Raw genomic sequence first — 14,109 nt, 5'->3', positions numbered from 1 at the left:
AACAGAAATTCTGCTATTTATCAAATGAATTTAGTAGATTTCAAAATCAATAGATATAGAAGAAATATTTTATTAATATTACAGGATAATCTTGGCTAATTTAGTCAATGTAGTTTCCTTTATGTTTTCTATTGAAGTGATAAAGATTATATTTAACGCTTTTGATGGTTCTGGTACAGGACTTGATATGACTAGGATTTGCAGGATTGTTGACATATTATTTGCTTATATGATAGTGATGTTTATTGCTGAAAAGCCTGCATATCGCCATAGCTATTGTGATGCCTATGCACTTTCTGCAGAAGATAGGGCTAATCTTGCAGAACATCTTCGTAAACTTTCGCTAGGTTATATTACAAGTCGTGATCCGGGAGATTTAGCTAATATGATGATGGGTGATTTCACCTTGATTGAAACAGGAGTATTTGTTAGGTATCCGTGTTATGAAGGCTTATAATCTTGTAGGTGAAAAATTTGCTCGTCTTGAGAACTCTTTTAGAAAGTTAATGAAAGAATGTATTCCATTTGAAGCTTTATCAGGACCTATTATTCTTACTTCTATTACTCTTATTCGTGCAGGTCTAACTTTAATGATTTTAACAGGTACCTATTTATTAATAGGAGGGTCTTTAGATGTATTGACCTTTGTAATGTTCTTAGTTATAGGTTCCAGGGTATATGATCCTCTTACTTCTGCATTGATGAAATATGCGGAGCTTCGCTATGATGAAAGAGCAAGAGAGCGTATTTTAAATTTAATGAATGATAGAGGCAGCTAAAAAACCTTGCTGCTATGACTTTATTATGAAGCTTCCAAAGGGATTTGACCCTATGGTTGGAGAATGAGGCTGCACTCTTTCAGGTGGTGAAAAGCAACGTATTTCTATTGCCCGTGCTATGCTAAAGGATGCTCCTGTTGTTTTACTTGATGAAGCAACAGCTTCCCTTGATCCAGAAAATGAGGTTGAAGTACAAAGAGCAATCAACGAGCTTATAGTAGGAAGAACAGTCATAGTAATTGCCCATCGCCTTAAAACCATTAAGAATGCGGATAATATCAGCGTTATGGAAGCAGGGAAAATTGCAGAGGAAGGAACACATGATGAACTTATGTATAGGAATGGTCTTTATAAAAAATTATGGACAATACAGGCAGAATCAAGTGGTTGGGAGCTATAACATATTAAAGATTAGAAGTTTAAATTTTAATCATAGGTCTAAATTTAAGATTTTTTAAGTTGATACTATTAGAATAAGACACAAAAGAGCTATTATGCCCTATTTGTGTCTTATTCTCTTTTCCAAGCTTCAAAAATTAACTCATTAAATAGTTCTATATTCTTATTACCTATTAAATACATGAGAGTTAAACCATCGTCCACATCTTTGTTTGATAATCCCATAGTATTATCACGACTAAAAGTTACTTTAATCTTATCTTAATGAGTGCCTTCTACTACCTCTATATTCATGGATTCAAAGATTTCTTTAATTTCATCTTTTCTGTCAGCCTTGCATTTAACAGCACAAGTGCCTAGATGTACCCTGTCTACTTCAGAATTTTTCAGTCTTTCCGCAATGGTAATTATATTTTCTTTAGAATCCATAGAACATATATTGCATGAGAATAAAGATATAAGTTCAGTTTCTATGTCCTTGTATTGAGAAAAGTGCTTCTCTTTGTTGTTGTATGTCCTAAAACATCCCATAGTAGAACATTTACCATTTATTTTTTCACATATTCCAATTGCAATTTTCATATTTACTCTCCTAACCTTTTTATCTATTAATTTGTTCCTGCCATATTACTATAAACATAATATAATGTCAACGGAGAAAAAAGTAACAGGGAATATTTATTAGCAAAAATAACCCTACGGTGGATGGAGACTATAACGATAATACTGAGAAAATAAAAGGTTCTGACAGATGGGGTGGGGCTGCTGAAAAAACAGAGGAAGAAGTAAAGTCACTTGAAGATTATTTTAAGGAACAATATAGTATGACAATAAAAGAAGCAGTTTTAGGGAAATAAACGATATATAGATAAATAACAAATACCTTTAGTTTGTGGTTATATTTCAAGCTAAAGGTATTTTTAATAGAAAATTTGTCATAAAATAAATCCTTATACATATTTATAATACTGGATCTTAATATATTTACACAATCAATGTTTTTTATGCTAAAATATAAGAGTAATATACTCATCCCCCCTTGTAACATTATACAAAAGAGGAGAGAAATAAATGATAATTGAACATTTTTTAGAACTTATAATACCGTATATTACTGGTTCCTTGGAGACCATAGGTGTAGCTATTATTACAATAGCAGCCTTAAGAGGAATCTTTCAATTTATGAGAAACGGATTTGACTTTAGAGATGATGAAGTAGCTATTGATTTTGCTAAGGCTATGTCTCTTAGTTTAGAGTTTAAATTAGCAGCAGAAATTATAAAAACAGTAGTCATAAGGACAATAGATGAATTTATTATACTTGCAGCAGTTGCAATACTTAGGGTAGTTTTAACCTTTGTACTACACTGGGAATTAAAAAGTGGAGCAAAGAATGTGGAAGTAGAAGGAAAATAGGGTTTATCTTAACTATTATCTGGGGGGATAACATGAAAAGACCAATTATTATAGATTGTGATCCAGGATTAGATGATGCTGCAGCTTTGGTACTTGCTCATAAAGTAGAGAGTATAAATGTATTAGGACTAACAACTATAGTTGGAAATGCTAGTATGGAAAACACCAGCAGAAATGCCTTAAACCTATTAGATGCAATTGGATGGGACATACCAGTTGCAAAAGGTGCAAGTCAGCCCTTAGCTAGAGAAAGGAAATTATCTAATAAAAGGAATGGTTTAGGAAAATTAGTATTACAAGAATCTGAAAAGCAATTTTATAATATTGAAGCAGTAGACTTTATATATAACGAAGCCACTAAAAACAACGGACAATTAGAAATTCTATCTATAGGACCTATGACAAATATAGCAAATACTTTATTAAAATATCCAGATGTAAAGAATCTAATAAAGTCCATAACATTTATGGGTGGAACTACAGGAGCGGGAAATATCACACCCTGGGCAGAATTCAATATGTATGTAGATCCACAGGCAGCAGATATAGTATTTAAATCTTCTATACCTTTAACTATGGTAGGATTAGATATAACTAAAAAGGCTTTCCTAAGACTAGAAGATATAGAATACTTTTCCTCACTTAATAATATACATGGTACATTACTTTCAAATATTTTTCTTGCAATACATAATAGGGAATGTCTATGGGGAGAAAACAATATTGAAGTCCATGATGCAGTAGCTTTTATTACTATGATTTTACCGGAAATAATAAAAAAGAAGAAATTTAATGTGTCAATAGAGACAAATAATAAAGAGGCCTTAGGTTCAATACTTTTAGATTATAGAAATATGCCTGAAGAGGATAAGAATATAGATGTAGCAGTAGATATAGATATAGAAGGATTTAGGTCCTTTATTAAAGAATTAGTTTGTTAAATTTTCAACTAAAATTTTCCAATCTAAAGTTTTCAAATTTTATTACAAATTGTGACATTTCTGATATAATATTATAAACACCATAAAAGTAGGAGGGATTCTATGAAAAAGCTTTTAACAGGAAATGAAGCTATTGCAAGAGGGGCATATGAGGCAGGATGTCTAGTTGCAACAGCTTATCCTGGAACACCAAGCACTGAAATACTTGAAAATATTTCTTCATATGAGGAAATATATTCAGAATGGTCTACAAATGAGAAGGTGGCTTTAGAAGTTGGGGCAGGTGCATCTATAGCAGGGGCTAGATCTTTAGTTGCAATGAAGCACGTAGGATTAAATGTGGCGGCAGACCCATTATTTACCATAGCTTATGAAGGTGTAAATGGGGGACTAATAGTTATAACTGCTGATGAGCCAGGTATGCATAGTTCACAGAATGAACAGGACAATAGATTATTCGCACCTCATGCAAAGGTGGCTATGGTAGAACCATCAGATAGTCAAGAATGTAAAGATTTTGTAAAACATGCTTTTGAAATCTCTGAAACTTATGATACTCCAGTATTATTTAAGGTGACTACTAGAGTTTGCCATAGTAAAGGTGTAGTTGAATTAGGAGAAAGAATAGACGTTGGAATTAAAGAATATGTAAAGGATACTAAGAAATATATAATGGTTCCGGCAAATTCTAAGGCTAAACATATAGAAATTGAAACAGATAGACTTCCAAGACTTAGGGAGTATTCAAATAATAGTCCACTAAATAGAATTGAATGGAATGATAAAAAAATAGGAATTATCACATCTGGTGCAAGTTATCTTCATGCAAAGGAAGTATTTGGAGATACTGTATCATACTTGAAGGTAGGATTTAGCTATCCATTACCAGATAAATTATTTAAAGAATTTAGTAACGAAGTAGACAAGCTCTATGTAATAGAAGAAAATGAGCCATATATGGAACAATTTATTAAAGCCATGGGAATAGAATGTATAGGTAAGGAGATATTCTCAGTTTGTGGAGAAATAAATCCGCAAATCATAAGAGAAGCTATGCTGGGTGAAAAGGTAGAAGATACACATAAATTAGATTTAGAAGTATCGTCTAGACCTCCTGCATTATGTGCAGGATGTCCACATAGAGGAATATTCTATGCTCTATCTAAACATAAAAATAAGGTAGTAGTTACATCAGATATAGGTTGTTATACCTTAGGAGCTATGCCGCCATTAGGTATGGGAGACACTGTTATTTGTATGGGTGCTGGAATTACGGCAGGTATTGGATTTGATAAGGTCAACCAAATGGCAGATAGAGAGAAGAAGGTATTTGGATTTGTAGGGGACTCCACATTCTTCCACTCTGGTATGACAGGATTAGTTAATGCAGTATATAATAAGAGCAATATGGTAGTTGTAATCCTTGATAATAGGATTACTGCTATGACAGGACATCAGCAAAATCCAGGTACTGGTAAGAACATATCTGGTATAGAAGCACCAATGATTGATATAGAAGGCTTAGTTAAGGCTATAGGTGTTAAAGAGGAAAATATAAGGGTAATAGATCCATATAAAATGGATGAAAATATAAATGCAGTAAAAGACGCGCTACAAGCCACAGACCCATTTGTAATTATTACAAAACAGCCTTGTGCACTTATTAAAGATGTTCAAAAGGCGAGACGTGGACTACATTGTCAAGTAAATCAAGATAAATGTAGAAAATGTAAGACTTGTTTAAGAATAGGTTGTCCAGCCATATCTATGAAGGATAATGTAGTAAGTATGGATACTTCACTATGTAACGGCTGTACAGTATGTCTACAGGTTTGTCCATTTAATGCTATAGAATCTTTTGGGAAAGAGGTGGAGTAATTGGCTAAGTCTTTACTTTTAGTAGGTGTAGGTGGTCAAGGTACAATTCTAGTATCTAAAATATTATCAGAAGGGCTATTGGAAGAAGGCTACGATGTAAAAATGTCTGAAATCCATGGTATGGCTCAAAGAGGTGGTAGTGTTACTACTCAAATTAGATTTGGTGATAAGGTATATTCACCAACTATAAACAAAGGAGAAGCAGATGTATTAGTTTCTTTTGAGAAATTAGAAGGAGCAAGATATGTCTCTCAACTTAAAAAGGACGGAACATTAATAGTAAATGAAGAAGAAATGTGGCCTTTGCCAGTTTTAGCAGGATTAGAGAAATATCCCGAAAATATAATGGAAGAATTAAAATCTAAAATTGATAATGTAATATCAATAAATGCAAGAGATATAGCAGAAGAACTGGGAGAACCAAGATGCCAAAATATAGTAATGTTAGGGCTTATAGTTAAGGCTTTAGGACTAGAAAATATAGATTGGAAACAAAAAATAAAGAAATTCCTTCCTGAAAGAGTTCATGAAGTAAATTTAAAGGCTTTCGAAAGAGGATTAAACTAAAATAAAGAGAAGGGCTGTTTCATAACTGATAAATCAGTTATGAAACAGCCCCTTTTTTATTTTATTAAATTTTTGTAACGAATATAAAAAAGAAGTAAATAGAAGTATAAGAGAGATTTATCGAGTAAATAAGAGAGAGGTTAATTATTATTATTAGAAGTTGATCTATATTAAATTATCGAGCTCAAAGGAGAAATTATCAAAGTTTACATAAAAAATAATAGGAGTATAATAGATTAATCGAGGAGTGATGGCTATGGATGATATTGTTAAAAAGATTATTAGCATTGATAAAGACGCTGTAAACATAAAGCTGAAGACTGAAGAAATTATGAATCAAAGAGAAAGACAGCTAAAAGAAAACCTTCAAGAGTTAGAAAAAAGGTATATGGAAGAGGGAAGGATAGAGGGAGAAGATATTTATAAGAAAATCATTAAGGAAAGTGAAGAAGAAATAGAAAGATTAGAATATAAAGATAGTAAGATCTTAAAAGATATTGAAAACTCCTATAAGGAAAATAAAAAAAGATTAGTTGAAGACTTATGGGTTGGTTTATTTAGGATGGAAGAATAGAGGGATATTTATGGGCAATGAAAGAGTTTTTGCAGCCATAAACACTAAGATTAGAGTTCTAAAGGCTAAACTATTAGACAAAGAAGATTATATTCAATTAATGGAAAAGGAAAGCGTAGAGGAACAAATTTTATATCTAAAAGAAAATACTAGTTATAAAGAGGTCTTAAAGAATGGGGAAGACTTAGAGGATATTCCACAAGTTCAAATAGAGCTTGAAAGAAATCTAATCCATGAGTTTGGCAGAATAATAAAATATTTTGCTGGTGGATATAAGGATCTATTCAAGGCTTTAATTCTTAGATATGAAATTGAAGATTTAAAACTATATTTAAGAGCTTTAAGCAGAAATGAAGATAAGATAAAGATGGAATTCAGAAATTTAAGCCTTTTAGGTGGGGAAAATTACAGCTTTGATTCTAATAAGTTAAAGAATTCATCTAATTTAGAAGAATTAATCGAAAACTTAGAGGGAACTATTTATTATAGTTTTTTAAGTCCTTATAGAAAGGAAGAACCTGAAAAGATTATATTTTATATGGAAATGAATCTAGATAGGCTATATTTTAATCTTTTAAGCAATAATTCTAAGAAATTGAAGAAAGAAGATAGATTAATCTTTGAAGAAATACTTGGGAGAAACGAAGATTTATTAAATATTGAATGGATTTATAGAGGAATTAAATTTTATAATTTAATCCCGGAGGAGTTAATAAATTTCATATTACCCCATGGATATGAGTTGAAATATAAAATTTTAAAGAAAATGTGTTATTCCAATGTAGATGAGCTTAAAGAAATTGTCTTATCCACCTCTTATGATTTCTTATTTGATACTGAAAAAGATGTAGATTTATATATGGAGAGAAGAATTGAAAGATATATTTATTACAGGTTTTCAGATGTATTTAAAAAAGCAAAGTTTGATATAACAATGTCTTTTGCATATTTTCATCTTTTAGAGTATGAAATAAGAGATATTATTTCTATATTAGAAGCTAAAAAATATGGACTGGAAATAGAGGAAATAAAAGAATATTTAGTAAGGAAAATTGAAGGAAGTGATAAATAATGGCTGTTGAAAAGATGACTATGATTAATGTCATTGGAAATATCTTTGATGTAGATAATGTACTGAAGGATATCATCTTGTCTGGAAAGGTAGATTTAGTATCTGCATTATCACAAATTGAAGATAATAGTTTTGTCTTCAAGGTAGAGGATGAAAACTTAGAAAAAGTCATAGATTTAAACTATATAACATCCTTTCAGAAAGATAAGTTTTATGAGGGAGCTCTTAAAAAAGGAGAAGAATTAAAAGAAATATTTCATATTGAATCTATAGATATGGAACCTGATTTAAAAGAGAATGTAGACATATCTTGTATCTCCAAGGAATTAGAAAATATCTATGATGAGGTAAAGGGCCCTAATGAAGAATTGAAATCAGCTAAAAAACAGTTAAAGGAAATAGAAGACTTTTATAGAAGCTTTTCACAAATAAAAGACTTTACAATACCAATAGAAAATCTGAGAAACCTTTCATACTTTGACTTTAGAATTGGGTCCTTATCAAAAGAAGATAGATTAAATCTTAAAAAGAACTATGAAAATATATTAGCGACTATTCTCCATACAGGAACAAATAAAGATGGAGAAACTTATTTAGTTATTTACCCTTCAACCATAAGAGAAGAAATGAATAGAATTTTAAGATCTTTAAACTTTAGAGAGATTATAATACCTGAGGAATATAAAGGTACTCCAAAGGATATGATGGAGACTTTAGAAGTAAAGCTAAAAGAACTAAGAAAAAATATAAAAATATTAGAAGAACTATTAATTGATTTAGAAAATAAATATAAAGACAATATTATAAAATCAATAAATCATTTAAATGTAAAAGGAAAAATTGAAGATATCAAAGAAAAATTAGCAAGATCTAATAGATTTTTTTATCTATCAGGTTGGGTAGCTAAAAAAGATAAGAAAAATATTGAAGATAGATTAAGGGAGTATGAAGATATCCTTATAATGTTTAAGGATGAGTCAGATCTTACACCACCTACTAAACTAAGAAATTTTTGGCTTTTTAGACCCTTTGAATCTTTAGTTAGAATGTATGGCGTCCCATCTTACAACGAACTAGACCCTACTCCATTTTTATCTATATCCTATATGTTATTATTTGGGGCAATGTTTGGAGACTTAGGGCAAGGATTTATACTATTATTAGGTGGACTGATTTTATCTAGGAAAAATAAGATGTTTGGTGGTTTATTAGGAAGACTAGGTATTAGTTCTATGATATTTGGAGGATTATATGGAGCAGTATTTGGATTTGAAGATATTTTGCCTGCCCTTATAATTAAGCCCTTTGAAAATATAAATACAGTACTGGTGGCAGCAGTATTCATAGGTATAGGACTTATTCTTATAGCTTATATCTATGGAATGATAAACAGTGTGAAGAGAAGAGACATAGAAGATGGATTATTTGGAAAAGAAGGCTTGGCCGGGTTTTTATTATATCTATGCTTACTGATATTAGTTGGTGGAAAGCTTTTAAATAGACCAATATTGTCAATGGAAATAGGTATAGTTATCATTGTTTTATGTATATTAGCCATGATATTTAGACAACCACTTACTCATCTTATAACGAAAAAACGTCCTCTTCATGGAGATGATATATCTGGATATTATGTAGAATCTGTATTTTCCATTATAGAAACTTTTTTGAGTATGTTAAGTGGTACAGTTTCTTTCATAAGGGTAGGGGCCTTTGCACTAACTCACGTAGGTTTATTTATAGCCTTTGAGACCATAGGAAAAATGATAGGAACGACTACAGGAAATATTATAGTTCTTATTATAGGAAATATTGTAATCATTGGTATGGAAGGTCTTATAGTGTTCATTCAAGGTTTAAGACTTCAATATTATGAATTGTTTAGTAGATATTATAAAGGTGAAGGAAAGGAATTTAACCCTGTAAATATTAAATAATAGGAGGAATTTAAATGCAATTTATATTAATATCAACAACTTTAATGGTTTTAATTACCATAGGAACTGGAATTTTTATGATTTATAACAACATGGAAGAGAGCAAAAAGAGATTAAAGAAGGCTTTAAGAACAAACTTATTCGTATTTTTACCACTATTAGCAGCTGCCATAATAACTTTAGTGCCAGGAGCGATTAATGCTGAAACAGCTTCCGCATCTGCAGCATCAGGTATGGGATTTATTGCAGCAGCTTTATCTACAGGATTAGCAGCCATAGGTACAGGATATGCAGTTGCTGTAGTAGGTGCTTCAGCTTTAGGAGCTGTATCTGAGGATTCAAGAATATTAGGTAAGACATTGATATTCGTAGGTCTTGCAGAAGGTATTGCTATTTATGGACTTATAGTATCTATCTTAATCCTAGGAAGGTTATAATATGAAATCCTTCTTAATCAGCCATAATGAAGACACTATAATAGGACTTAGGCTTGCAGGAATAGAAGGAATTTTAGCAAAAAATAAAGAAGAAACAGAGAAGTATTTCAAAGAAGCTGTTGAAAATCCAGACATTGGAATAATTATAATAACGGAAAAGATATTTGAAGAAATAGAAGAACAGGTATTGGAACTAAAAAGAACTGGAGATTCTAAGCTTATAACTACTATTCCAGATGCAACTGGCTTAAGGGACAGAAATTTTATTATGAGATATGTTAAGGAATCTGTAGGTATAAAAATCTAGGTGGTGAAATAATGATTACTATTGATGATAAGTTAGATATTTTCTATAAATTAGTCTATAAAGATGAAGAAGAAAAATGTAAAAGATTCCTGGAAGAACAAGAAGAACGAAACAAAAAGATATTAGAGGCAAAGACATCTAGCCTCATGGAAGCCAAAGAAAATCTATTAGAAAGAAAAAGAAATTTAGCTGAAATTCAAAAAAATGAAATGATTTCTAAGGCTATTGAAAAAAATAGAGAAAGAATACTTTCCAAGAGGGAAGAACTTCTAGAAGATTTAATGCAGACATTAGAAGAGAAAGCAAAGGAATTTACTAAAACTAAAGATTATGAAAACTACGTCCTAAGTAAAATTCAAGATTTAATTAATGAAGTAGAAGAACACAGCATTATCATAGGATTAACGGAAATAGATTTAGAAAGATTTAAAAACTCCATTATAAAAATTGGGGAAGAAAGCAATAAGGAAATATCCTTTAGCGCGATTACAAAGGATTTAATCGGTGGATTTATATTATCAGATAAAAATAAGACTTATAATCTGGATAATAGTTTTAAAACCATTATATTTTCCAATAGATATGAAATCGGTAAAAAGCTACATGGTTTATTAGAAAAGACAGGTGATTTAAATGAATAACTTAGTTGGTAAAATCTCTATGATCAACGGTCCTGTAATACTTGGAGAAGAAATGACTGGATTTAAAATGAGAGAAATGGTATTAGTAGGAGACAAAAAACTCATTGGTGAGATTATATCCATAGATGGAGAATACGGCACAGTTCAGGTATATGAAGAAACAGAAGGTTTAAAAAGAGGAGAAAAGATAGTTTCAACTGGAAAGCCTTTGTCCCTAAAACTAGGTCCTGGTATGTTAGGCAATATGTTTGATGGTATTCAAAGGCCTCTAAAGAAAATAAGAGATGATTTTGGCAGCTTTATTCCAGAAGGTATAGGTCTTATATCTATAGATGAAGAAAAATTATGGGAAGTAAATATAAATGTAGAAATGGGACAATTCCTTAAAGAAGGGGAAATATTTGGTACGGTGCAGGAGACATCTTTAATTAATCACAAACTTCTAGTACCAGTAGGACTAGAAGGGAAAGTAACTAAGGTAATAAAAAATGGAAAATATAATATTGAAGAAGAGCTAGTAGAAATAGAAGATGGCGAAGGAAATAAGTATTCTCTTAAAATGTATCAGGAATGGCCTGTTAGAGTTTCAAGACCAATAAAAGAAAGATTGCCTATAACTAAATTATTAGCCACAGGACAAAGGGTTCTAGATATTTTCTTTCCCATAGCGAAGGGTGGAACTGCTGCAATTCCTGGAGGATTTGGTACAGGAAAGACTATGACTCAGCACCAACTGGCAAAATGGTCAGATGCAGATATTATAATATATATTGGTTGCGGTGAAAGAGGAAACGAAATGACAGAAGTACTGGAGGACTTTCCAGAACTAATAGATCCTAAAACTGGGAGAGCTATAGTAGAAAGAACTGTCCTTATAGCTAATACATCAAATATGCCAGTAGCAGCAAGGGAAGCCAGTATTTATACAGGAATTACCATGGCAGAATACTTTAGAGATATGGGATATCATGTGGCAATAATGGCAGACTCCACTTCCCGTTGGGCAGAGGCTTTACGTGAAATATCAGGAAGACTAGAGGAAATGCCGGCAGAAGAAGGCTATCCAGCATATTTGCCTTCTAGACTTGCCCAATTCTATGAGAGAGCAGGATATGTAAAATCTCTTTCAGGTAATGAAGGTTCTGTAACTATTATAGGTGCAGTATCTCCCGCAGGAGGGGATTTCTCTGAGCCAGTTACAGAAAACACCAAAAGATTTGTAAATGTATTTTTAGGACTAGATAGAGAACTAGCTTATTCAAGACATTATCCAGCTATAAACTGGTTGAATAGTTATAGTGGATATATGGAAATGCTCCGAAACTATTACGAAATGGAGTTAAATGAAGAAGTAGATGGATTTCGAGGAAAGATGTTAAGACTTTTATTTGAGGAAAGCAGGCTCCTTGAAATAGTTCTTTTAGTTGGTGAAGATGTGTTGCCTGATGATCAAAGATTAATTCTTGAGGTTGCTAGAGTGATAAAAATAGGATTTTTACAGCAAAATGCTTTCCATAAGGAGGATACCTACGTACCTTTAAAGAAACAATTAGAAATGTTAAAAACCATAGATTTGTTATATGAAAGAGGATTGCAAGCTATAAAGAAAAACATACCTATTTCTAAAGTAAGAAATGGAGCAATTTATGATGAAGTTATTAAGATGAAATATTCTATACCTAACGATAATATAGGAAAGATAGAAGAATTAAAAAATATGATTAATGATTTTTACAATAAATTAGAATTAGATTATTCTAAATAGCAGGTGATAAAGTGAAAAAAGAATATTTAGTATTAGATAAGGTAGAGGGAGCATTAATTGAATTATCAAAAGTTCATGCAGTTGGATATGGAGAAATCGTTGAAGTTGAGAATAATTTAGGTGAAAAGAAACTTGGCAGGGTTATCAAAATAGATGGAGATAAAGTAGTAGTACAGGTTTTTGGTTCTACCTTAGGTCATTCTGTAGAAAATACTAAGGTAAGCTTTGAAGGAAGACCCTTTGAAATCCCATTATCTAAGGATATACTAGGAAGAACTTTTAATGGAATAGGTATGCCAATAGATAATGGTGGAGATATATATGCAGACAACTTTTACAATGTAAACGGTAGACCGATAAATCCCGTATCTAGAGAATATCCAAGGGATTATATTCAAACAGGAATATCTTCAATAGATGGGCTTATTACCCTTATTAGGGGACAGAAGCTGCCTATATTCTCGGGTTCAGGATTACCCCATAATGAATTGGCAGCACAAATAGTTAGACAGGCAAAGATTAAAGTAAAGGGTAAGGAAAGTGACAACTTTTCAATAGTTTTTGCAGCCATAGGTGTAAAACATGATGAAGCATTTTTCTTCAAAGAAGCCTTTAAGAAAGCAGGAGTTCAGAGCAAGGTAGTTATGTATATTAATTATGCAGATGACCCTATAATGGAAAGAATCATAACACCAAGGGCAGCTCTAACGGCAGCAGAATACCTAGCCTTTGAAGAAAATCAACACGTATTAGTTATAATGACAGATATAACTAGCTATGGTGAAGCTCTTAGAGAAGTTTCTTCCCTAAGAGAAGAAGTACCAAGTAGAAGAGGTTATCCAGGGTATCTTTACTCTGATTTAGCAGCATTATATGAAAGGGCAGGTATGTTAAAGGATAGGGAAGGTTCAGTAACATTAATACCAATACTTACAATGCCAAATGATGATATAACCCACCCTATACCAGACTTAACTGGATATATAACAGAGGGACAGATAGTATTATCAAGAGAACTTCATCAGAAGAATATTTATCCACCTATAAATGTACTCCCTTCATTATCAAGACTTATGAAAGACGGTATCGGTGAAGGCTATACAAGGGAAGATCATCCAGATGTATCTAACCAATTATTTTCTGCATATTCTAAGGTTCAAGATGTTAGATCCTTGGCACAGATAGTAGGTGAAGATGATTTATCTCATAAGGATAAAAAACATATGGAGTTTGGAGATGCTTTTGAAGAAAAATTTGTTACCCAAAAGCATAATGAAAATAGAGATATGGAAAATACATTAGATTTATCATGGAAAATTCTTTCACTATTACCTAAAGAAGAATTAGATAGACTAGACCCAGCCTTAATAGAAAAGTATATGAAATAAGGTGATTA

General features: G+C 31.7%; 16 protein-coding genes and 1 pseudogene. 16 read left to right on the top strand and 1 reads right to left on the bottom strand.

Annotation, left to right across the window (positions count from 1 at the left end):
* Positions 1 to 91: 91 nt before the first annotated feature.
* The 3 genes and pseudogenes from RBU61_RS17040 to RBU61_RS17030 all read left to right on the top strand — a co-directional run.
* The gene (locus RBU61_RS17040; protein ID WP_308876851.1) at positions 92 to 457 is read left to right on the top strand and encodes a hypothetical protein; all 366 of its coding nucleotides are present in this window, start codon (positions 92 to 94) and stop codon (positions 455 to 457) included.
* Positions 444 to 779 carry a hypothetical protein gene (locus RBU61_RS17035; protein ID WP_308876850.1) on the top strand — a complete coding sequence of 112 codons (336 nt, stop codon included), beginning with the start codon at positions 444 to 446 and terminating at the stop codon, positions 777 to 779. Before RBU61_RS17040 ends, RBU61_RS17035 begins: the two co-directional genes overlap by 14 nt.
* Positions 763 to 1,179, top strand: a pseudogene (locus RBU61_RS17030) (ATP-binding cassette domain-containing protein); the annotation flags it as partial. The gene RBU61_RS17035 and the pseudogene RBU61_RS17030, both read left to right, overlap by 17 nt.
* 260 nt (positions 1,180 to 1,439) lie before the next feature.
* Here the strand turns inward: RBU61_RS17030 and RBU61_RS17025 are convergent.
* Positions 1,440 to 1,760, bottom strand: a complete 321-nt coding sequence (locus RBU61_RS17025; protein ID WP_308876849.1) for a CGGC domain-containing protein — start codon at positions 1,758 to 1,760, stop codon at positions 1,440 to 1,442.
* A gap of 119 nt (positions 1,761 to 1,879) precedes the next feature.
* Here RBU61_RS17025 and RBU61_RS17020 point away from each other — a divergent pair, with 119 nt between their 5' ends.
* From RBU61_RS17020 to RBU61_RS16960, 13 genes are all read left to right on the top strand, one after another.
* On the top strand, positions 1,880 to 2,035 hold the full coding sequence (locus tag RBU61_RS17020) for a hypothetical protein (RefSeq protein WP_308876848.1): 156 nt from the start codon (positions 1,880 to 1,882) through the stop codon (positions 2,033 to 2,035).
* 214 nt (positions 2,036 to 2,249) lie between these two features.
* Positions 2,250 to 2,594, top strand: coding sequence for a DUF1622 domain-containing protein (locus tag RBU61_RS17015; protein WP_308876847.1), 345 nt, complete (start codon positions 2,250 to 2,252; stop codon positions 2,592 to 2,594).
* Between the two features lie 32 nt (positions 2,595 to 2,626).
* Positions 2,627 to 3,535 carry a nucleoside hydrolase gene (locus RBU61_RS17010; protein WP_308876846.1) on the top strand — a complete coding sequence of 303 codons (909 nt, stop codon included), beginning with the start codon at positions 2,627 to 2,629 and terminating at the stop codon, positions 3,533 to 3,535.
* Positions 3,536 to 3,637: 102 nt separating this feature from the next.
* Positions 3,638 to 5,413 (top strand): indolepyruvate ferredoxin oxidoreductase subunit alpha, encoded by a 1,776-nt coding sequence (iorA, locus tag RBU61_RS17005; protein ID WP_308876845.1) that lies wholly within the window; start codon positions 3,638 to 3,640, stop codon positions 5,411 to 5,413.
* The gene (locus tag RBU61_RS17000; RefSeq protein ID WP_308876844.1) at positions 5,414 to 5,980 is read left to right on the top strand and encodes an indolepyruvate oxidoreductase subunit beta; all 567 of its coding nucleotides are present in this window, start codon (positions 5,414 to 5,416) and stop codon (positions 5,978 to 5,980) included.
* A gap of 256 nt (positions 5,981 to 6,236) precedes the next feature.
* Positions 6,237 to 6,554 carry a hypothetical protein gene (locus RBU61_RS16995; protein ID WP_308876843.1) on the top strand — a complete coding sequence of 106 codons (318 nt, stop codon included), beginning with the start codon at positions 6,237 to 6,239 and terminating at the stop codon, positions 6,552 to 6,554.
* A gap of 10 nt (positions 6,555 to 6,564) precedes the next feature.
* Positions 6,565 to 7,626, top strand: a complete 1,062-nt coding sequence (locus RBU61_RS16990; RefSeq protein ID WP_308876842.1) for a V-type ATPase subunit — start codon at positions 6,565 to 6,567, stop codon at positions 7,624 to 7,626.
* Entirely contained in the window at positions 7,626 to 9,563 is a 1,938-nt protein-coding gene (locus tag RBU61_RS16985; RefSeq protein WP_308876841.1) for a V-type ATPase 116kDa subunit family protein, read from the top strand. Before RBU61_RS16990 ends, RBU61_RS16985 begins: the two co-directional genes overlap by 1 nt.
* A gap of 14 nt (positions 9,564 to 9,577) precedes the next feature.
* On the top strand, positions 9,578 to 10,000 hold the full coding sequence (locus RBU61_RS16980; protein WP_308876840.1) for an ATP synthase subunit C: 423 nt from the start codon (positions 9,578 to 9,580) through the stop codon (positions 9,998 to 10,000).
* A 1-nt stretch (position 10,001) separates the two neighbouring features.
* Positions 10,002 to 10,307: a V-type ATP synthase subunit F gene (locus RBU61_RS16975; RefSeq protein WP_308876839.1), complete on the top strand. Its 306-nt coding sequence runs from the start codon at positions 10,002 to 10,004 to the stop codon at positions 10,305 to 10,307.
* Between the two features lie 11 nt (positions 10,308 to 10,318).
* Positions 10,319 to 10,948, top strand: a complete 630-nt coding sequence (locus RBU61_RS16970) for a V-type ATP synthase subunit E (protein ID WP_308876838.1) — start codon at positions 10,319 to 10,321, stop codon at positions 10,946 to 10,948.
* The gene (locus RBU61_RS16965; protein ID WP_308876837.1) at positions 10,941 to 12,713 is read left to right on the top strand and encodes a V-type ATP synthase subunit A; all 1,773 of its coding nucleotides are present in this window, start codon (positions 10,941 to 10,943) and stop codon (positions 12,711 to 12,713) included. The genes RBU61_RS16970 and RBU61_RS16965 overlap by 8 nt, the downstream gene beginning before the upstream one ends.
* Before the next feature lie 11 nt (positions 12,714 to 12,724).
* The gene (locus tag RBU61_RS16960; protein ID WP_308876835.1) at positions 12,725 to 14,101 is read left to right on the top strand and encodes a V-type ATP synthase subunit B; all 1,377 of its coding nucleotides are present in this window, start codon (positions 12,725 to 12,727) and stop codon (positions 14,099 to 14,101) included.
* Positions 14,102 to 14,109 lie beyond the last annotated feature (8 nt).

The sequence above is a fragment of the Tissierella sp. MB52-C2 genome (genome assembly GCF_030931715.1).
Lineage (GTDB): Bacteria > Bacillota > Clostridia > Tissierellales > Tissierellaceae > Tissierella.
The sequence above is the reverse complement of the archived record's forward strand: the minus strand, read 5'-3'. Positions and strand labels throughout refer to the sequence as shown.